This window comes from Mycobacterium sp. WMMD1722 (assembly GCF_049315205.1).
Lineage (GTDB): Bacteria > Actinomycetota > Actinomycetes > Mycobacteriales > Mycobacteriaceae > Mycobacterium.
Genome location: NZ_CP186056.1, coordinates 2,535,430 through 2,554,052, shown reverse-complemented (window position 1 = coordinate 2,554,052; position 18,623 = coordinate 2,535,430). Strand labels below are relative to the sequence as shown.

At 69.6% G+C, this 18,623-nt stretch carries 18 protein-coding genes; 15 read left to right on the top strand and 3 right to left on the bottom strand.

The window, feature by feature from the left end:
- Window positions 1-35: 35 nt before the first annotated feature.
- Window positions 36-1,904 (top strand): glutamine--fructose-6-phosphate transaminase (isomerizing), encoded by a 1,869-nt coding sequence (gene glmS / locus ACN27E_RS12105; RefSeq protein ID WP_422749352.1) that lies wholly within the window; start codon window positions 36-38, stop codon window positions 1,902-1,904.
- Between the two features lie 194 nt (window positions 1,905-2,098).
- Here the strand turns inward: glmS and ACN27E_RS12100 are convergent, their stop codons facing one another.
- Entirely contained in the window at window positions 2,099-2,962 is an 864-nt protein-coding gene (locus ACN27E_RS12100) for an alpha/beta fold hydrolase (protein WP_422749350.1), read from the bottom strand.
- An 83-nt stretch (window positions 2,963-3,045) separates the two neighbouring features.
- On the opposite strand from ACN27E_RS12100, the gene ACN27E_RS12095 reads away from it, so the two are divergent.
- The 4 genes from ACN27E_RS12095 (at window position 3,046) to ACN27E_RS12080 (ending at window position 6,922) form a co-directional block, all read left to right on the top strand.
- A complete protein-coding gene (locus ACN27E_RS12095; protein ID WP_422749348.1) occupies window positions 3,046-3,510 on the top strand; it encodes a CGNR zinc finger domain-containing protein in 465 nt (154 codons plus the stop codon).
- A 77-nt stretch (window positions 3,511-3,587) separates the two neighbouring features.
- Window positions 3,588-4,004: a DoxX family protein gene (locus ACN27E_RS12090; RefSeq protein ID WP_422749346.1), complete on the top strand. Its 417-nt coding sequence runs from the start codon at window positions 3,588-3,590 to the stop codon at window positions 4,002-4,004.
- A 96-nt stretch (window positions 4,005-4,100) separates the two neighbouring features.
- Window positions 4,101-5,525 carry an NAD(P)H-hydrate dehydratase gene (locus ACN27E_RS12085; protein WP_422749344.1) on the top strand — a complete coding sequence of 475 codons (1,425 nt, stop codon included), beginning with the start codon at window positions 4,101-4,103 and terminating at the stop codon, window positions 5,523-5,525.
- A 17-nt stretch (window positions 5,526-5,542) separates the two neighbouring features.
- On the top strand, window positions 5,543-6,922 hold the full coding sequence (locus ACN27E_RS12080) for a glutamate decarboxylase (protein ID WP_422749342.1): 1,380 nt from the start codon (window positions 5,543-5,545) through the stop codon (window positions 6,920-6,922).
- On the opposite strand, the gene ACN27E_RS12075 is transcribed toward ACN27E_RS12080, so the two are convergent.
- Window positions 6,876-8,933 (bottom strand): exopolysaccharide biosynthesis polyprenyl glycosylphosphotransferase, encoded by a 2,058-nt coding sequence (locus ACN27E_RS12075; protein WP_422749341.1) that lies wholly within the window; start codon window positions 8,931-8,933, stop codon window positions 6,876-6,878. The genes ACN27E_RS12080 and ACN27E_RS12075 overlap by 47 nt on opposite strands.
- A gap of 158 nt (window positions 8,934-9,091) precedes the next feature.
- Between ACN27E_RS12075 and alr the strand changes: the two genes are divergently transcribed.
- The 9 genes from alr (at window position 9,092) to ACN27E_RS12030 (ending at window position 16,817) form a co-directional block, all read left to right on the top strand.
- Window positions 9,092-10,246, top strand: a complete 1,155-nt coding sequence (alr, locus tag ACN27E_RS12070; RefSeq protein WP_422749339.1) for an alanine racemase — start codon at window positions 9,092-9,094, stop codon at window positions 10,244-10,246.
- A complete protein-coding gene (locus ACN27E_RS12065; RefSeq protein ID WP_422749338.1) occupies window positions 10,243-11,361 on the top strand; it encodes an alpha/beta fold hydrolase in 1,119 nt (372 codons plus the stop codon). The genes alr and ACN27E_RS12065 overlap by 4 nt, the downstream gene beginning before the upstream one ends.
- On the top strand, window positions 11,354-11,821 hold the full coding sequence (gene tsaE / locus ACN27E_RS12060; protein WP_422749337.1) for a tRNA (adenosine(37)-N6)-threonylcarbamoyltransferase complex ATPase subunit type 1 TsaE: 468 nt from the start codon (window positions 11,354-11,356) through the stop codon (window positions 11,819-11,821). Before ACN27E_RS12065 ends, tsaE begins: the two co-directional genes overlap by 8 nt.
- Window positions 11,818-12,420 (top strand): tRNA (adenosine(37)-N6)-threonylcarbamoyltransferase complex dimerization subunit type 1 TsaB, encoded by a 603-nt coding sequence (gene tsaB / locus ACN27E_RS12055; RefSeq protein WP_422749335.1) that lies wholly within the window; start codon window positions 11,818-11,820, stop codon window positions 12,418-12,420. Before tsaE ends, tsaB begins: the two co-directional genes overlap by 4 nt.
- Window positions 12,417-12,893 carry a ribosomal protein S18-alanine N-acetyltransferase gene (gene rimI / locus ACN27E_RS12050; RefSeq protein ID WP_422749334.1) on the top strand — a complete coding sequence of 159 codons (477 nt, stop codon included), beginning with the start codon at window positions 12,417-12,419 and terminating at the stop codon, window positions 12,891-12,893. Before tsaB ends, rimI begins: the two co-directional genes overlap by 4 nt.
- The gene (gene tsaD, locus ACN27E_RS12045) at window positions 12,890-13,912 is read left to right on the top strand and encodes a tRNA (adenosine(37)-N6)-threonylcarbamoyltransferase complex transferase subunit TsaD (RefSeq protein ID WP_422749332.1); all 1,023 of its coding nucleotides are present in this window, start codon (window positions 12,890-12,892) and stop codon (window positions 13,910-13,912) included. The genes rimI and tsaD overlap by 4 nt, the downstream gene beginning before the upstream one ends.
- A gap of 195 nt (window positions 13,913-14,107) precedes the next feature.
- On the top strand, window positions 14,108-14,410 hold the full coding sequence (groES, locus tag ACN27E_RS12040; protein ID WP_041310041.1) for a co-chaperone GroES: 303 nt from the start codon (window positions 14,108-14,110) through the stop codon (window positions 14,408-14,410).
- 86 nt (window positions 14,411-14,496) lie between these two features.
- A complete protein-coding gene (groL, locus tag ACN27E_RS12035) occupies window positions 14,497-16,116 on the top strand; it encodes a chaperonin GroEL (protein WP_422749329.1) in 1,620 nt (539 codons plus the stop codon).
- A 128-nt stretch (window positions 16,117-16,244) separates the two neighbouring features.
- The gene (locus ACN27E_RS12030) at window positions 16,245-16,817 is read left to right on the top strand and encodes a carboxymuconolactone decarboxylase family protein (protein WP_422749327.1); all 573 of its coding nucleotides are present in this window, start codon (window positions 16,245-16,247) and stop codon (window positions 16,815-16,817) included.
- Window positions 16,818-16,820: 3 nt separating this feature from the next.
- Here ACN27E_RS12030 and ACN27E_RS12025 read toward each other — a convergent pair whose 3' ends face one another.
- Window positions 16,821-18,131: a carboxylesterase family protein gene (locus ACN27E_RS12025; RefSeq protein ID WP_422749325.1), complete on the bottom strand. Its 1,311-nt coding sequence runs from the start codon at window positions 18,129-18,131 to the stop codon at window positions 16,821-16,823.
- Window positions 18,132-18,226: 95 nt separating this feature from the next.
- Between ACN27E_RS12025 and ACN27E_RS12020 the strand changes: the two genes are divergently transcribed.
- On the top strand, window positions 18,227-18,592 hold the full coding sequence (locus ACN27E_RS12020; protein ID WP_422749324.1) for a hypothetical protein: 366 nt from the start codon (window positions 18,227-18,229) through the stop codon (window positions 18,590-18,592).
- Window positions 18,593-18,623 lie beyond the last annotated feature (31 nt).

The window sequence follows — 18,623 nt, the reverse complement described above, 5'->3', positions numbered from 1 at the left end:
GGGGGTATGCGCCACGTGGACTATCCTGGATGCTCATGTGCGGAATCGTCGGATACGTCGGGCACCGTCCGGCCTGCGGCATCGTGGTCGATGCGCTGCACCGCATGGAATACCGCGGGTACGACTCGGCGGGCATCGCATTGCTCGACGGGCGCGGCGGGATGAGTGTGCACCGCAAGGCCGGGCGCCTGGTCAACCTCGGCGAGGTCCTGGAATGCGCCGACGCCGCAGTCTTGGACGGTCAGACCGGTCTCGGCCACACCCGATGGGCCACCCACGGCCGGCCGACCGATCGCAATGCCCATCCCCACCGTGACGCCGAAGGCAAGATCGCCGTCGTCCACAACGGCATCATCGAGAACTACGCCGCGCTGCGCGCCGAGCTCGAGGCTCAGAACGTGGAATTCGCCAGCGACACCGACACCGAGGTCGCCGTGCATCTGGTCGCGCGGCAATACCGCCACGGTGACACCGCCGGCGATTTCGCCGCCTCCGTGCTGGCGGTCCTGCGGCGGCTGGAAGGGCATTTCACGCTGGTGTTCGCCAACGCCGACGAGCCCGGCACCATCGTGGCCGCGCGTCGGTCCACCCCGCTGGTGGTCGGTGTGGGGGACGCGGAGATGTTCGTCAGTTCCGATGTGGCGGCGTTCATCGAGTACACGCGTCATGCGGTCGAGCTCGGTCAGGACCAGGCGGTGGTCATCACCGCCGACGGTTATGAGATCTACGACTTCCAGGGCAACCGGGACGATGCGAGTGCCCGCGAGTTCCACATCGACTGGGATCTGTCGGCCGCCGAGAAGGGCGGCTACGACTACTTCATGCTCAAGGAGATCGCCGAACAGCCGGCCGCGGTCTCCGACACGCTGCTCGGGCATTTCGCCGACGGGCGCATCGTGCTCGACGAGCAGCGGCTGAGCGATCAGGAGCTGCGCGACATCGACAAGGTGTTCGTGGTCGCCTGCGGCACCGCCTACCACTCTGGCCTGCTGGCCAAATACGCGATCGAACACTGGACCCGGCTTCCGGTCGAGGTCGAGCTGGCCAGCGAGTTCCGCTACCGCGACCCGGTACTGGACCGAAGCACCCTGGTGGTGGCGATTTCGCAGTCCGGCGAGACCGCCGACACCCTCGAAGCGGTCCGGCATGCCAAGAAGCAGAAGGCCAAGGTGCTGGCGATCTGCAACACCAACGGCAGCCAGATCCCGCGTGAGGCCGACGCCGTGCTCTACACCCGCGCCGGCCCGGAGATCGGGGTCGCCGCCACCAAGACGTTTCTTGCCCAGGTCGCCGCGAACTACCTGGTCGGGCTGGCGCTGGCCCAGGCCCGCGGCACGAAGTACCCCGACGAGGTGGCGCGCGAATACCGCGAACTCGAGGCGATGCCGGCGCTGGTGGCGCAGGTGCTCAAACATCTCGACGGCGTGGCCGAACTGGGCCGCCGTTTCGCCGACAAGCCGACCATCCTGTTCCTGGGTCGCCATGTCGGCTACCCGGTGGCTCTCGAGGGGGCGCTCAAGCTCAAGGAGCTGGCGTACATGCACGCCGAGGGCTTCGCCGCCGGGGAGCTCAAGCACGGTCCGATCGCCCTGATCGACGAGGATCTGCCGGTGATCGTCGTGATGCCGTCGCCCAAGGGGGCCTCGCTGCTGCACGCCAAGCTGCTGTCCAACATCCGCGAGATCCAGGCCCGTGGCGCGGTGACGATCGTGATCGCCGAGGAGGGTGACGACACCGTGCGCCCCTACGCCGATCACATCTTCGAGATCCCCGCCACCACGACGCTGCTGCAGCCGCTGCTGTCCACCGTCCCGCTGCAGATCTTCGCCGCCGAGGTGGCTCGCGCTCGCGGCTATGACGTGGACAAACCACGCAATCTGGCCAAGTCCGTCACCGTCGAATAGTCGGGCCGGTTCGGCGAGAACAGGACGGACGCTGGGTGCTCAACGTCGCAGCCGCCTCCGGTTTCGCCTGACGGGGAACGACCAAGGCGACTTTGCTGTTCCGCGCTGAGTCCGACCCTAGGCGGGTCGGCGGCCTGGCGAAGCGCCGAAAGGTCCTGGTCTCGAGGGTCCAAAGTCACTTCTCCGGTCGGCTCTCACGCGTGCCGGGCCAGGAAGGGCTCGATGATGGCGACGGCCTCGCCGAGCCGGCTCTCCAGCAGGAAGTGGCCGCCGTCGAGCAGATTGATCTCGGCCGCCGGCAGATCGCGTGCGAAGGCCAGCGCCCCGGCGGGGCCGAAGATCTGATCGTTACGGCCCCACACGGCCAGCAGCGGCACCTGCGCGGACCGGAAGTACTCGTGAACCTGGGGATACAGCTCGACGTTGGACAGATAGTCGGCGAACAGTTCGAGCTGTGCGTCGATCCGGTCGGGGCTCGACGCCACCGCCGCATGGGCGGCCAGCCACACGTCCGGGTCGACCACGGTGGGGTCGGAGACGCCGTGGGTGAACTGCCATTCGAGGCCTTCGACGCTGATCAGCTCGCGCAGTGCGGCCGCGTTCGCCTCGGTGCGTTCGCGGCCGTAGGCGAACAGCGGCTCCATCGCGTCACCGACGAAGCCTTCGACATAGGCATTGCCGTTCTGCGTGACGATCGCGGAGATCCGCTCGGGATGCCGTAGCGCCAGCCGCCAACCCACGGGTGCGCCGTAATCCTGGACGTAGAGCGCGTAGCGCTGCAGGCCGAGGAGATCGAGCAATCCATCGACGTGATCGGCCAGGTTGTCGAAGGTGTAGGCGAACTCGGCGGCCGGCGGTACGTCGGAGTGGCCGAAGCCGGGATAGTCCGGGGCGATCACGTGATAGCGGTCGGCCAGCGCCGGAATGAGCCGCCGGTACATGTGCGAGCTGGCCGGAGTTCCATGCAGCAGCACCACGGCGGGGTCGGCGGGATCGCCGGCCTCCCGGTAGAAGATCCGGCGGCCGGCGATCTCGGCGTAGCGGTGATGGGTGCGCATATCTAACTCCTCAGTCCGATTTGTCTGGTTAGAAACAGTCAACGTTGGAGCGCCTAACCTGTCAAGTCGACTATGGTGGTTAGATGGATGTGCGTCAGGTGATTCTCGAGCTGGTGAACACGTCGCCGGTGGTGCACGGCCGCGTCACCGAGGCGCTGGATGCCGACTGGTTGAGCGCCCATGACGTCACGGGGGTGGCGGTGGGTACCGCGCGACGGCTGCGCGACGACCTGCAGCGGGTGATCCGCCGCGAGGCGGACGCGCGGATACTCGAGCCGTACCTGCGCGACGTCCGCCGCACGCCGGTGCTCACCGATGGTGGGCTGGACTGGGCGACCGAGGCCGATTGGGCGGGGTCGATGGTGCTCGCCTGGGGGGAGCTGGAGCGGGAGATGCCCGGGCGGTTGCGGCCGTGTGCCAATGACGAGTGCCGACTGTTCCTGCTCGACCGCAGCCGGGCCGGCCGGGGACGCTGGTGCTCGATGCAGGAGTGCGGCAACCGGATGAAGGCGCGCCGGCACTACGAACGCGTACGACATACCGAGTGAGCACGATGCAGGACGAGCGCGGGAGGCGTCGTGACGTAGGCCGTTATCCGGACCGCGGTCCTCGTAGTCTGGCGCTCATGACGTCACGCCTCGCTCCGTTCGCACCCGCCGCGTTGGCCGTGTTCCGGGTCATCGTCGGCCTGTCCTTCTTGACCCACGGCACCGCAAAGCTGTTCGGCTTCCCGGACGGCTCGCCGGTCGAGGTGGGCCGGTGGCCGTCCTGGTACGCGGGGGTGATCGAGGTGGTGACGGGCCTGCTGGTGGCGATCGGGCTCTTCACCGCGCCCGCGGCCATCCTGGCGGCCGGCACCATGGCCGTCGCGTACTTCTGGCAGCACTTCCCCGAGAGTTTCTGGCCGACCGTCAACGGCGGCGAGACGGCGATGCTGTACTGCTTCGCATTCCTGCTGCTGGCTGTCACGGGTCCGGGCGCCTGGGGTGTGCAATCAGTGCGGTCGCGCCGTATCGACCGGGGCTCCGCAGCTCAGCCCTGACGTCGACCGGGTGACCCGGGGACTCCGGCAGCCAAGCATGTGCCATCACTTCGAATAGCCCCGGCGCACCCGCGTGGCCGACGTAGGCTGGTGCCGATGCGGCACTACTACAGCGCGGATGCGATCCGTGACGCCGAAGCGCCTCTGCTGCAGAGCCTGCCCGACGGTGTGCTGATGCGCAGGGCGGCCTACGGCCTGGCCACCGCCATCGGCCGCGAACTGGTCGACCGTACCGGCGGGATCGCCGGGCGACGGATCTGCGCAGTCGTCGGATCCGGCGACAACGGCGGCGACGCGCTGTGGGCGGCGACAATGCTGCGGCGCCGCGGCGCATCGGCCACCGCGCTGCTGCTCAATCCCGAGCGCGCCCACCCGGGCGGCCTGGCCGCATTCCTCCGTTCCGGCGGGCGGGTGGTCCAATCAGTTCCTCCGGCAACCGATCTGGTCATCGACGGAGTGGTGGGCATCTCCGGCAGCGGCGGGTTGCGCCCCGATGCGGCCGCGGTGTTCGCCGCGGTCGACGACGCCGCGATCCCCGTAGTCGCCGTCGACATCCCCAGCGGGCTGGACGTGGCGACCGGCGCCGCCGGCGGGGCGCATGTGTCCGCCGCGCTCACCGTCACCTTCGGTGGCCGCAAACCCGTCCACGCGCTGGGTGATTGCGGACGCGTCGAACTCATCGACATCGGCCTGGATCTCCCGCCGTCGGACGTCCTCGGCGTCGAGGCGTCCGACATCCGTGCGGGTTGGCCCAAACCCGGCCCGAAGGACGACAAGTACACCCAGGGCGTGACCGGCGTTCTCGCCGGCTCGACGGCCTATCCCGGCGCTGCGATCCTGTGCACAGGGGCTGCCGTCGCAGCCACCAGCGGCATGGTGCGCTACGCCGGCAGCGCGGCCGAACAGGTTGTTGCGCACTGGCCGGAGGTCGTTGCCGCACCCAATGCGCAGGCCGCGGGACGGGTGCAGGCCTGGGTGGTCGGGCCCGGCCTGGGCACCGACGAAACCGGGGCCTCCGCTTTGTGTTTCGCCCTCGAGACGGATCTTCCGGTGCTGGTGGACGCCGACGGACTGACGCTGCTGGCCGCGCACCCGGAGTTGGTCGCCGACCGCCGAGCCCCCACCGTGCTGACGCCGCACGCCGGGGAGTTCAAGCGGCTGGCAGGATCGCCGCCCGGTGACGATCGCGTCGCCGCCGCGCGTCGGCTGGCCGACCAGCTCGGTGTGACCGTCCTGCTCAAGGGCAACGTCACCGTCGTCGCCGAACCGGACGGCGGTCGGTCCTTTCTGAACCCGGCCGGCGGATCCTGGGCTGCGACAGCGGGTTCGGGAGATGTGCTGTCGGGAATGATCGGCGCGCTGCTGGCCGCCGGGCTGCCCGCCGGGGAGGCGGCCGCATTCGCCGCCTTCGTCCACGCTCATGCCGCCAATGCCTCAGCGGCAGATCCCGGTCCCCGCCCGGCGCCGACCTCGGCGTCGCGCATCCTCGCCCACATTCGCTCCGCAGTCGCCGGCATCTGACCCCGAAAGGACTCTCCATGTCGCCCAAGCACGTTCGTGCTCCTCAGATCGCTCCCGCCTACACCGGCCGGCTGGCCATGGCGCCGGTGCCCTCGCTGCGCCTGCCCGACGAGGCGATGGATCCGCAGGCCGCCTACCGGTTCATTCACGACGAGCTGATGCTCGACGGCAGCTCCCGGCTGAATCTGGCGACGTTCGTCACCACCTGGATGGACCCCGAGGCCGAGAAACTGATGGCCGAGACATTCGACAAGAACATGATCGACAAGGACGAGTACCCCGCCACTGCGGCCATCGAGCAGCGCTGCGTGTGCATGGTCGCCGACCTGTTCCACGCCGAGAACCTGCGCGACGACGATCCGCAGAGTGCGGTCGGAGTGTCGACGATCGGCTCCAGCGAAGCCGTGATGCTGGCCGGATTGGCGATGAAATGGCGCTGGCGCCAACGTAACTCGAACTGGCAGGGCCGGACTCCCAACCTGGTCATGGGAGCGAACGTCCAGGTGGTGTGGGAGAAGTTCTGCCGCTACTTCGACGTCGAACCGCGTTATCTGCCGATGGAGGAGGACCGGTTCGTCATCACCCCCGAGCAGGTGCTCGAGCATGTCGACGAGGACACCATCGGGGTGGTGGCGATCCTGGGCACCACCTACACCGGTGAACTGGAACCGATCGCCGAGATCTGCGCGGCGCTCGACGGACTGGCCGCCGACAAGGGCCTGGACATCCCCGTCCACGTCGACGCCGCCAGCGGCGGATTCGTGGTGCCGTTCCTGCACCCGGACCTGGAATGGGACTTCCGGCTGCCCCGCGTGGTGTCGATCAACGTCAGCGGTCACAAGTACGGGCTCACCTATCCCGGCATCGGATTCGTGGTGTGGCGCAACGCCGAGCAGTTGCCCGAGGAGCTGGTGTTCCGGGTCAACTACCTCGGCGGGGACATGCCGACCTTCACGCTGAACTTCTCGCGACCCGGTAACCAGGTGGTCGGCCAGTACTACAACTTCCTGCGGCTGGGGCGCGCCGGCTACGGACAGGTGATGGGCTGCCTGTCGCAGACCGCACGCTGGCTGGGGGACCAGCTACGCGACAGTGAGCACTTCGATCTGATCACCGACGGTTCGGCGATCCCGGTGGTGAGCTTCAAGCTCAAGGGTGATCCCGGGTACACGGAATTCGACATCTCCCAGGCGCTGCGCGGCTACGGCTGGCAGGTGCCGGCCTACACCATGCCCGAGGGCGCCGAGGACGTCTCGGTGCTGCGGATCGTGGTCCGCGAAGGATTCTCCGCCGATCTGGCCCGCGCGCTGCACGACGACATGGTCAACGTGCTCAAGCACCTCGACGAGCTCAAGCCGGGCGGACACTTCGACGACGCCCATCCGTTCGCGCACTGACGTCCTCGCCGGCCGATTCCGGGGGTTCGGGGTCGGCCGGTGGGCAAAGCCCGAAGTGCAGACACACGGTGGTGCCATCGGGTCGGCCGTCGAGGCTGGCTTCGTCGCTCAGGACCCGCATGAGTTTGAGGCCGCGGCCACGGGTGATCGCCTCGGCGGGTCGCATATCGGGGTCCACCCAACCGCCGTGGTCGTTGACGCAGACCCGCACCGTCATCGACGGGGCGTCGTAGGTGACGTCGAGGATCATCTCGGTCGGGCCGGCGTCGCGGCGGTAGGCATGTTCGGCGCAGTTGGACAGCGCCTCGTAGGCCGCCAACATGATGTCGGAACGACGCTGTGCGCCGACGCGGACCCGGCGGGCCAGCCATCCCCTGATCTGCTGGGTCAGCTGGGAGGCCGCATCCGCGGTGGCCGAGGCCACCACATGCAGATCGTCGGGGCCGACTGGATGGGCGTGTGGTGCGTCCACCGAAACCGTCGGCCCGTCGAACTCCGGAGCGCCGAGGGTGGCGGCGGGGGCGATCACCTTTGTGCGCGACAACTTCTCGGTCGGGCGCAGCACCGCCGCCACGGTCATGAGGAGGATCTGCAGATCGAGCAGCAGAGACCAGTTCTCGATGTAGAAGTTGTCCCACTCGGCGCGGTCGTCGATCGACGTCTGCCCGCGCAGGCCGTGTACCTGGGCCCATCCGGTCATGCCGGCCTTGACGCGGTGTCGTTCACCGTAGCGCCGGATCTGGGTGTTGAACATGTCGACGAATTCGGGGCGTTCCGGACGGGGTCCGACCAGGCTCATCTCGCCCCTGATCACATTGATCAGCTGCGGGAGTTCGTCCAGGGAGGTCAACCGCAGAAACCTCCCGACCGCCGTGCGACGATCGGTGCCCTCCACCCCGCCGGGGGCGCCGCCCGGGCGGGGGACGAACGCTCCGTCGGAGTCGTGCGCCGGACGCATCGACCGGAACTTCAGGCAGTCGAACACGATCCCGTCCCGGCCGATCCTGGGTTGGCTGAAGAACACCGGACCCGGTGAGGTCGCCTTGACCGCGGCCATGAGGAGCAGGAACAGCGGAGAGATCGCCAGCAGGATGGCGGCCGCCGCCACCCGATCGGCGACGTACTTGACCGCGAACTGCCAGCCGTTGGGGTTGGTGCTCGACAGGGTCAGCACCGGCAGTCCGCCGACGTAGTCCACGCGGGAGTTCCTGCCGATGGTGTCGAACATGCGCGGAACGACCCACACCGTCAGCCCGGCCAGGCGCGCGGTTCTGATCGCCGGGATCAACTCCTGGTCCCGGGTCCGGGAGAACGCCACCACGACCGCTTCGGCGCCGGTCTGGCGAATCGCCTCGGAGATCGTCGCGGGGGAACCCACCGCGGCGATGGGGCTGTCCTGGCCTGTCGAGGTCCAGGGCGCGTCGGCGTCGACCAGACCGACCGGGCGGATGCCGTAGCGCGGATTGTCGATGAACCGCCGGGCAAGATGGCAGGCGATCGACCCGTTGCCCATGATCAGCGTCGGCGACTGCAGCCGCCGGCGTCGCCGGATCGCTCGTTTGAACACGATCGCCGACAGCCTGCCGGTCGGCAGGAAGACCGCCGTCGCGAACCACACCTTGGCGATGGTTTCGTCCACCTCGCCGGAGACGCCGGTGAGCACCATGCCGGCCAGCAGCAGGATGGCCGCCAAGGCCGCGGTGCTCTGCACCGACATGAATTCACCGATCAGGGTGGTGTGCAGTCTGCGCCGGTACGCCGAGCGGGCGGCGAAGATGATCAGGACCATCGGCGCATAGCAGGCCATCATCCACACCGGTGGCAGCGGAAAGCCGCTGGCATTCGCCCATTCCAAACCGACCACCGACGCCAGGCTCGCCATCGCCAGGTCGGCGGCGAAGGTGATCAACAGGCCCAGCGTGCCCTGTGGTAGCGAAACCGATCCGATGTGGTCGTGCGGGGCGCGGGGTGAATGCGCCCGGAGCCGGCCGGGCCGGATTCCTCTCGCCATCGGACATCCTCCGCAGTCGCAGCGCGCGCATCCGAGCGGAGACGGATGCGGTCGGACCGCCACGCCACTAGTTGCCTGTGCACCCCCTGGATAAACCCCGTCGGTCCCGCGGCATCGCCGATCGCGGTTCTGGGACAATCGGCGGCGGTGACATGACCATGCACACAACCGAAACCACAGCAGCCACCCCCACCGCGCGGGCGCTCATCGACCTCGACGCCATCACCCACAACATGGCGGTGCTGGCTGAACGCGCCGGCTCGGCCGACGTGATGCCCGTCCTCAAAGCCGACGGCTACGGCCACGGTGCGGCGCAGGTGGCCCGCACGGTCTTGGCCGCCGGGGCCGTCGAACTGGGGGTGGCGACCGTCTCCGAGGCGCTGGCGCTGCGCCGGGACGGGGTCGGCGCGCCCCTGTTGGCCTGGTTGCACGCGCCCGGCACCGACTTCGCGCCCGCGCTGGCCGCAGACGTACAGCTCGCGGTGTCGTCGGTGCGTCAGCTCGACGAACTGCTCGATGCGGTGCGGCGTACCGGACGCACCGCCCAGGTGACGGTCAAGGTGGACACCGGGCTGAGCCGCAACGGGGTGAGCCCTGCGGAGTTTCCGCAGCTGCTCGACGCGCTGCGCCGCGCGGTGGCCGACGACGCGGTGCGGGTGCGGGGCATCATGTCGCATCTGGCCTGTGGCGACGAACCCACCAGCCCGGTCAACGACCAGCAGGCGCAGCGGTTCACCGAGTTCCGCCGCGCGGCCGCCGACGCGGGTGTGCGCATCGAGAAGGCGCATCTGTGCAACTCGCCCGCGGCGATGACCCGGCCGGATCTGGCCTACGACATGGTCAGACCCGGTATCGCGGTGTACGGCCAGAGCCCCATCCCCGCCCTCGGTGACCTCGGGTTACGCCCGGCGATGACGCTCAGTTGCCCCGTCGCGCAGGTGCGTGCGGTGCCGGCCGGGACGGGGGTGTCCTACGGACACACGTGGATCAGCGTGTGCGACACCACTTTGGCGCTGTTGCCGATCGGGTATGCCGACGGTGTGTTCCGGAATCTCAGCGGACGCTTCGACGTCTGGATCAACGGCCGCCGCTATCCCGCCGTCGGCCGCGTCTGCATGGACCAGTTCGTCGTCGATCTCGGACCCGGACCGGTCGAGGTGTCCGAGGGCGACGATGCGGTGCTCTTCGGACCGGGCACGCGCGGCGAACCCACCGCACTGGACTGGGCCGACCAACTGGGCACGATCACCTACGAGATCGTCACGAGTCCACGTGGCCGCGTGACGCGCAGCTACGTCGGAGGCCCGCGATGAGCGAGGGTGGCTCCGCGCCGGTCCGCGGACTCATCGGCGCCGGCTGGCTGGCGGGCGTGGCGGGGCTGGCGGCCGTCGGGTCGCTGGCCGGCGTCACCGTGGCCCGGTCGCTGACCCGGCGGGTCAGCCGGGACGACCCCTATACCGGCGAGGACTTCGAACTGCTCGACGCGGACCGCAGCTCGGTGGTCACCACGGTCGACGGCGTCCCCCTGGCGGTTCGCGAGGTCGGCCCGGCCGATGCGCCGTTGACCGTGGTGTTCGCCCACGGCTTCTGCCTTCGGATGGGAGCGTTCCACTTCCAGCGCGCCCGGCTGCGCGACCAGTGGGGCGACCAGGTCCGGATGGTGTTCTACGACCAGCGCGGTCACGGTCAGTCCGGGCAGGCCCCGCCGGACACCTACACCGTCACTCAGCTCGGTCAGGATCTCGAATCGGTGCTGGCCGTGGTGGCTCCCCGGGGTCCGGTCGTGCTGGTCGGACATTCGATGGGCGGGATGACGGTGCTGTCCCATGCCCGGCAGTTCCCGCACCGCTATCCGACCCGCATCGTCGGCGCCGCACTGATCTCGTCTGCCGCCGAAGGGGTTTCGCGTTCGCCGCTGGGGGAGATCCTCAAGAACCCGGTGCTCGAGGCGGCGCGTTTCGCGGCGCGCTACGCCCCCAAGACGGTGCACCGGACCCGAGGCCTGGCCCGCGCGGTGATCGGCCCGGTCCTGCGGGCCGCGTCCTACGGCGACGAGAAGATCAGCCCGTCGGTGGTGGCGTTCTCCGAGCGAATGATGCACGACACCCCGATCGCGACGCTGGTCGAATTCCTCCATGCCCTGGAGGTGCACGACGAGACCGAGGCGCTACCGACACTGGCGAAGATCCAGACGCTGATCGCGTGCGGCGACCGCGATCTGCTGACCCCGATGGAGTACTCACAAGACATGGCCGATGCGTTGCCCAGGAGCGAACTGGTGATCGTCGGTGGCGCAGGACATCTGGTGCAGCTGGAGGATCCCGAGGCCATCGACGAGGCGCTCGTCCGCCTGGTCGAGCGGGCCACCCCGTCCAAGCTGGTGGCCTTGACCCGCCGGATCCGGGAGCGGGTGCGCTCGCGTGGCTGACCATTCGGGCGGGACGGCGCAGTTGCCGACCGCGCAGGACACCGTCGCGTTCGGCGCCGAATTGGGAGCTGACCTGCGCGCCGGTGACGTGGTGGTGCTGGCCGGACCCCTCGGTGCGGGAAAGACCGTGCTGGCCAAGGGAATCGCGCAGGCACTCGACGTCGAGGGGCCGGTGACGTCGCCGACGTTCGTGCTGGCGCGGGTGCACCGGTCCCGCCGGGCGGGCCGTCCGGCGATGGTGCACGTCGACATGTACCGCCTGCTCGACCATGCGGGCGCGGATCTGCTCGCCGAACTCGACTCCCTGGACCTGGACACCGATCTCGACGACGCCGTGGTCGTCGTGGAATGGGGGGAGGGCATCGCCGAACGGCTCTCCGACAACCACCTCGACATCCGGCTGGAACGCGCCCGCGACACCGAGACCCGCACCGCGATCTGGCAGTGGAGCCGGCGGTGAGCCGTCTCGTCCTGGCGCTGGACACCGCCACCCCGGCCGTCACCGCGGGCGTCGCGCGCCTGACCGGCAGCGAGGTCACCGTCCTGGCCGAACGGGTCACCGTCGACGCGCGTGCCCATGCCGAACAGCTGACGCCCAACGTGCTGGCCGCCCTGACCGACGCAGGCGTCGCCATGGCCGATCTCGACGCGGTGGTGATCGGGTGCGGTCCCGGCCCGTTCACCGGTCTGCGGGTCGGGATGGCCAGCGCCGCCGCCTACGGCCATGCGCTCGGCATCCCGGTGCACGGCGTGTGCAGCCTCGATGCGATCGGGGTGCAGACTTCCGGCGACGTGCTCGTGGTCACCGACGCCCGGCGTCGCGAGGTGTACTGGGCCCGCTACCGCGACGGCGTTCGGGTCGACGGTCCCGCGGTCGACGCGCCCGCCGACGTGCCCGGCGCCGCGGAGGCCCTGGCGCGGGCGCCGCAGTACCCGACCGTCCTCGGGCTGGCCCGTGCCGTATCGGACTGGACCGCGGAGCCGGAGCCGCTCGTCCCGTTGTATCTGCGCCGACCCGACGCGACCCCGCCCGCCGAGCCGAAGCGCCGGCCCGGATGACCGTCAGCTACGACGTTCTGAACACGGACGACGCGGCGCGGTGCGCTGAGCTGGAGTCGATCCTGTTCCCCGGCGACGACCCGTGGCCGGCGCGGGCGTTTCGTGCCGAACTCGCCGCCGGCCACACCCACTACGCGGCGGCCCGTGCCGACGGCACGCTGGTCGGCTACGCGGGGATCGCGCGGTTGGGCCGGCGCGCACCGTTCGAATACGAGATCCACACCATCGGCGTCGACCCCGACTATCAGGGACGGGGGATCGGCCGGCGGCTGCTGGACGATCTGCTCGAGGTCGCCGGCGACGGCACCATCTTCCTGGAGGTGCGCACCGACAACGAACCGGCGCTGAAGCTCTACGAGAGCGTCGGCTTCGTCCGGGTGGGGGTGCGCAAGCGCTACTACCGGATCAGCGGTGCGGACGCCTATACGATGAGGCGCGACCCCCCGAGCCCCGCGAGGCAGCAGACACCGTGATCATCCTGGCCATCGAGAGTTCCTGCGACGAGACCGGAGTCGGCATCGCCGAACTCACCGGCGACGGCGCGGTGACCCTGCTCGCCGACGAGGTCGCCTCCAGCGTCGACGAACACGCCCGCTTCGGCGGCGTGGTGCCCGAGATCGCGTCCCGGGCGCACCTGGAGGCGCTCGGTCCGACCATGCGGCGGGCGCTGGACACCGCCGGGGTGGCGCGGCCCGACGTGGTGGCCGCCACCATCGGCCCGGGGCTGGCCGGCGCGCTGCTGGTGGGGGTCGCGGCCGCCAAGGCGTACGCGGCGGCCTGGGGGGTGCCGTTCTACGGGGTCAACCACCTCGGCGGGCACCTGGCCGCCGACGTCTACGACCACGGGCCGCTGCCCGAGAGCGTGGGGCTGCTGGTGTCCGGCGGGCACACCCACCTGCTGCACGTGCGGTCGCTGGGCGAACCGATCGTGGAACTGGGCAGCACGGTCGACGACGCCGCGGGCGAGGCCTACGACAAGGTGGCCCGGCTGCTCGGCCTCGGCTATCCGGGTGGGCGGGTGCTCGACGAACTGGCTCGCGACGGTGACCGCGAGGCGATCGTGTTCCCCCGCGGGATGACCGGCCCCCGAGACGATCCGTTCGCTTTCAGTTTCTCGGGCCTCAAGACGGCGGTGGCCCGCTACGTCGAAGCCCATCCGGAGGCATCCCAGGCCGACGTCGCCGCCGGGTTCCAGGAGGCGGTGGCCGACGTGCTGACCCGTAAGGCCGTGCGGGCCTGCGAGCGGTTGGCGGTGTCGACGCTGCTGATCGCCGGCGGGGTCGCCGCGAACTCCCGGCTGCGTGAGCTGGCCGAGCAGCGGTGCGCGCAGGCAGGACTGACGCTGCGCGTCCCGCGGCCCCGGCTGTGCACGGACAACGGCGCGATGATCGCGTCGTTCGCGGCCCATCTGATCGCCGCGGGCGCGGCGCCGTCGCCGCTGGACGCGGCCAGTGATCCCGGCCTACCGGTGGTGCACAGCCAGGTGGCCTGATTCGGCACCCACCCACCCTTGAGCGCTAGCACTCGCGTGTATAGAGTGCTAGGTGGCAGGCGGCCAAACTCCGCGTCGGCACCCGCGACGACGACGCATCCGAGCCCGGACGCATGCCGAACACCTGGTAACGCATCGACAACACCGGTCCGGCGACGAACCCGGACCTACACCGAACTAGTGGAGGGCTCCATCGTGGCGAGCGTGAACATCAAGCCACTCGAGGACAAGATCCTCGTCCAGGCCAACGAGGCCGAGACCACGACCGCTTCCGGTCTGGTCATCCCGGACACCGCCAAGGAGAAGCCGCAGGAGGGCACTGTCGTCGCCGTCGGCCCCGGCCGCTGGGACGACGAGGGCGAGAAGCGGATTCCGCTGGACGTCTCCGAGGGTGACACCGTCATCTACAGCAAGTACGGCGGCACCGAGATCAAGTACAACGGCGAGGAGTACCTGATCCTCTCGGCCCGCGACGTGCTGGCTGTCGTCAACAAGTAAGCACCCGTGTCCGCCCCGGAGATCCCCGTTGTGACGGGTGATGTCCGGGGCGGCATGCGTTGCCTGCCGAAAACAGGAAGACACATATGAGCAAGCAGATCGAATTCAACGAAACTGCGCGGCGTGCAATGGAAGTCGGTGTGGACAAGCTCGCCGATGCGGTCAAGGTGACCCTCGGACCGCGCGGCCGCAACGTCGTGCTGGCCAAATCGTGGGGCGGCCCCACCGTCACCAACGACGGTGTGACCATCGCCCGGGAGATCGACCTCGAGGATCCGTTCGAGAACCTCGGTGCCCAGCTGGTGAAGTCGGTGGCCACCAAGACCAACGACATCGCCGGCGACGGCACCACCACCGCGACGGTGCTCGCCCAGGCGATCGTCAAGGCCGGGCTGCGCAACGTCGCCGCGGGCGCCAACCCCATCGCGCTCGGGGCGGGCATCAGCAAGGCCGCCGACGCGGTGTCCGAGGCGCTGCTGGCCGCGGCCACCCCGGTCGACGACAAGAAGGCGATCGCCCAGGTGGCGACCGTCTCCTCGCGCGACGAGGTGATCGGCGAGTTGGTCGGCGAAGCGATGACCAAGGTCGGCGCCGACGGCGTGGTCACCGTCGAGGAGTCTTCGACGCTGAACACCGAGCTGGAGATCACCGAGGGCGTCGGTTTCGACAAGGGCTTCATCTCGGCGTACTTCGTCAACGACTTCGACGCCCAGGAAGCGGTGTTCGAGGATGCGCTGATCCTGCTGCACCGCGAGAAGATCAGCTCGCTGCCGGACCTGCTGCCGCTGCTGGAGAAGGTCGCCGAGTCGGGTAAGCCCTTGGTGATCATCGCCGAGGACATCGAGGGTGAGGCGCTGTCGACCCTGGTCGTCAACGCCATCCGCAAGACGCTGAAGGCCGTCGCGGTCAAGGCGCCGTTCTTCGGCGATCGCCGCAAAGCGTTCCTCGAGGATCTCGCGATCGTCACCGGCGGACAGGTGGTCAACCCCGATGTCGGCCTGACGCTGCGGGAGGTCGGCCTCGACGTGCTCGGCTCCGCGCGGCGCGTGGTGGTCAGCAAGGACAGCACGGTGATCGTCGACGGCGGCGGCGGGCAGGACGCCGTCGCCGACCGGGCCAAGCAGCTGCGCGCCGAGATCGAGAACACCGACTCCGACTGGGATCGCGAGAAGCTCGAGGAGCGTCTGGCCAAGCTGGCCGGCGGCGTCGCGGTGATCAAGGTCGGTGCGGCCACCGAGACCGATCTGAAGAAGCGCAAGGAAGCCGTCGAGGACGCGGTCGCCGCGGCCAAGGCGGCGGTCGAGGAGGGCATCGTCACCGGTGGCGGTGCGGCCCTCGTGCAGGCGCGCTCCGCGCTCGACGGACTGCGCTCGTCACTGTCGGGCGACGAGGCGCTCGGTGTCGAGGTCTTCGCCAAGGCGCTGTCGGCTCCGCTGTTCTGGATCGCCACCAACGCCGGGCTCGACGGCTCCGTCGTGGTGAACAAGGTGGGCGAGCTGCCGGCCGGGCAGGGCTTCAACGCCGCCACGCTGTCCTACGGCGACCTGGTCGCCGAAGGCGTCGTCGACCCGGTCAAGGTGACCCGTTCGGCGGTGCTCAACGCGGCCTCGGTCGGACGGATGGTGCTCACCACCGAGACCGCGGTGGTCGACAAGCCGGCCGAGGAAGAGGATCACGGGCACGGCCATCACGGCCACGCCCACTAGGTAGTTCACGACGAGGCACCCCCGGTCCTGATGGGCCGGGGGTGCCTTGATGTCGGCACCCTTTTTAGGGATGTGTCCTCGGGGGCTTTCCGTTGTCCCGACTGGAAGACCGGACGAGAGGACGATTCATGGGAAAGCCAACGCACTACCGAGCGGCTGTCGTGGTGCCACTACCCGACGACGCCGAGATCGCCGATGCGGTGGGCCCCGGGTACGACCCCGACACCGCACTGAACGTCATGAAGATGATGAGCGGAACCGGGAACTTCTTCCCGGCGCTGGCAGGTATGGTTCAGGCGGTGTTCGGCGAGCCCGACATCGATGCCAGGCATCGCGAAGTCATCATTCTGCGCGCGGCGTCGGTGCTGGACAGCCCCTACGAGTGGCAGGCCAACGAACAGATGGGCCGCAACGCGGGCCTGTCGACCGCCGAGATCGATGCGATCGCCGGCGACGCACCCGTGGCGGACCTCGCGCCCGACTACCGGCTGTTGATGGCGGCGACCGATGAGCTCCTCGGCTCCGGCACGCTGACCGATGCCACCCTGCAGGCGCTGCTCGACAGGTTCGGGGTCACCACGACACGCAAGTACGTCGTCACGATCGGCTGGTTCAGCCTGCTGAGTCTGTTCCTCAACGGCACCAGGGTTCCCCTGGAGACCACCGACAAGATCGGCTCGCGCACCTCGCCGTTGGGCTGACGGTCACCGGATCCGGAGTGTGCCGGCCGGCAACCCGGCCGCGCCGTCGCGGGCGAAGGTGCTCCAGGAAAGGCGCATCGCGCGTCCCGGGCCCTCGTAGAGCGCGTCGGGATCGGAGCCGAGCATCGGCGCGCCGGACCAGACCCCCGGGTTAGCGAAGAGCAGCGGCAGGTCGATGCAGTGGCAGGCGCCCAGCGGTGCGCCGGGTGGTGACCAGTCGACGCGGAAGGTGACCGCCCGCCCTCCCGCGGCGCGCCAGGTGCGCGCGAGGTCGATGGCCCCCCGGCCGAAGATCCGATGGGTCGCCCTCCTCGCGGCGACCGAGACCGCAGCCCGCCCGATCGGACCGAGGCGCCACAGCCGCGCTCCTCTCGAGCTCAGGACGACGAACGGCATCGCATCGTCGCGGGTGTAGCCGACCAGGATCTCCACCCGGGTCGCGGCGTCGGCAAGCCGCTCGTCGACGTCGGACTCCGGCGGCAGCGGTGCGTGATTCATCAGCGGTGCGAAGGGCATGAGTCCGAGCAGTCCGAACCGCGGGCCCACCGCGGCGGCGGCAGCCTGGGCGTCCAGCAGCTCTTCGGTGCTCGCCTGCGCAGCCGGCGTGCCCGCCAGCGCGGCGGTGGCGGCCTCGCGCATCGCGGCGGTCAACGCGGTCCGGCTGCCGCGCAGGCCCAGCGGCGCGCTCTGCAGAATAGCTCGGCTGAACAGTCCGGCGGCCTCCGGGCACAACAGCAGCGACATCGCCGAGTCCCCGCCGGCACTCTGCCCGAACACGGTGACGCGCTGCGGATCACCGCCGAAGGCGGCGATGTTGTCACGGACCCACTGCAGTGCGCAGAGCTGGTCACGCAGGCCCAGATTCTCGGTGCCGGGGTCGTGCAGGTTCAAGTAGCCGAGCAGGCCCAACCGGTAGGTCACCGTGACGACCACGACACCGCCCTCGCCGACCAGCAGGTCCGGGTCGTAACCGGCCGCTTCACCGCCACCGGCGACGTACGCGCCGCCGTGGAACCACACCATCACCGGCAACCCGGCCGCGTCGACCGGTGCGGTGACGCTCAGTACCTGACACCGTTCGCTGCTGGCGAGCCGATCGACCACCGGGCCGGTGACGAACTCCAGCCGCGACGGCCGTTGCGGGCAGACGGGGCCGCGCCGGGTCGCGTCGACGACACCGACGGGGGTACTGATGGGCTCGGGCGGGGCGAACCGTCGCGCCTCCGCATAGGGGATGCCTCGCGCATGGATCAGGCCACCGTCCTCGTGCACCGACACCGGCGCCCAGGGGCTGTCGATCTGGCGGGTCTGCACGGCATCACCGTACTTATGGTCGGGCTCGGGCGCCGTCCCGCCGAAGTGGCCGAATCCGCGTGCGGGGCCGGGCGGCGGCTTACGCTGCGGGGACCATGCCCAGCGCGCGCCTGACCCACGCCGCGGCCGGATTCCTCCTCACGGTGGCGGCGGTGGTGACGGCCGCGCCGGCCGGCGCGGAACCGCTGAACCCGATCCCCAGTGACGGCTTCTTCCTGGCCGGCCGGGATATCGCGCCGGGCCTCTACCGCAGCGCCGGTACGGCATCGACCTGGGCCGTCTGGATCAACGACGTACCGACCGAGGGGTCGATGTGCGTCTGGTTCACCTACGGCACACCGGCGCCGGACAAGGACCACATCGTCGCGACGAACATGTCCATCGGGCCGATATACGCCAACATCAACGACACCGTGATGGCCTTCGAATCGCGTAACTGTCAGCCCTGGACCCGCACCTGAGCGCACCCCTCACCGTGTGCGGACACTCACA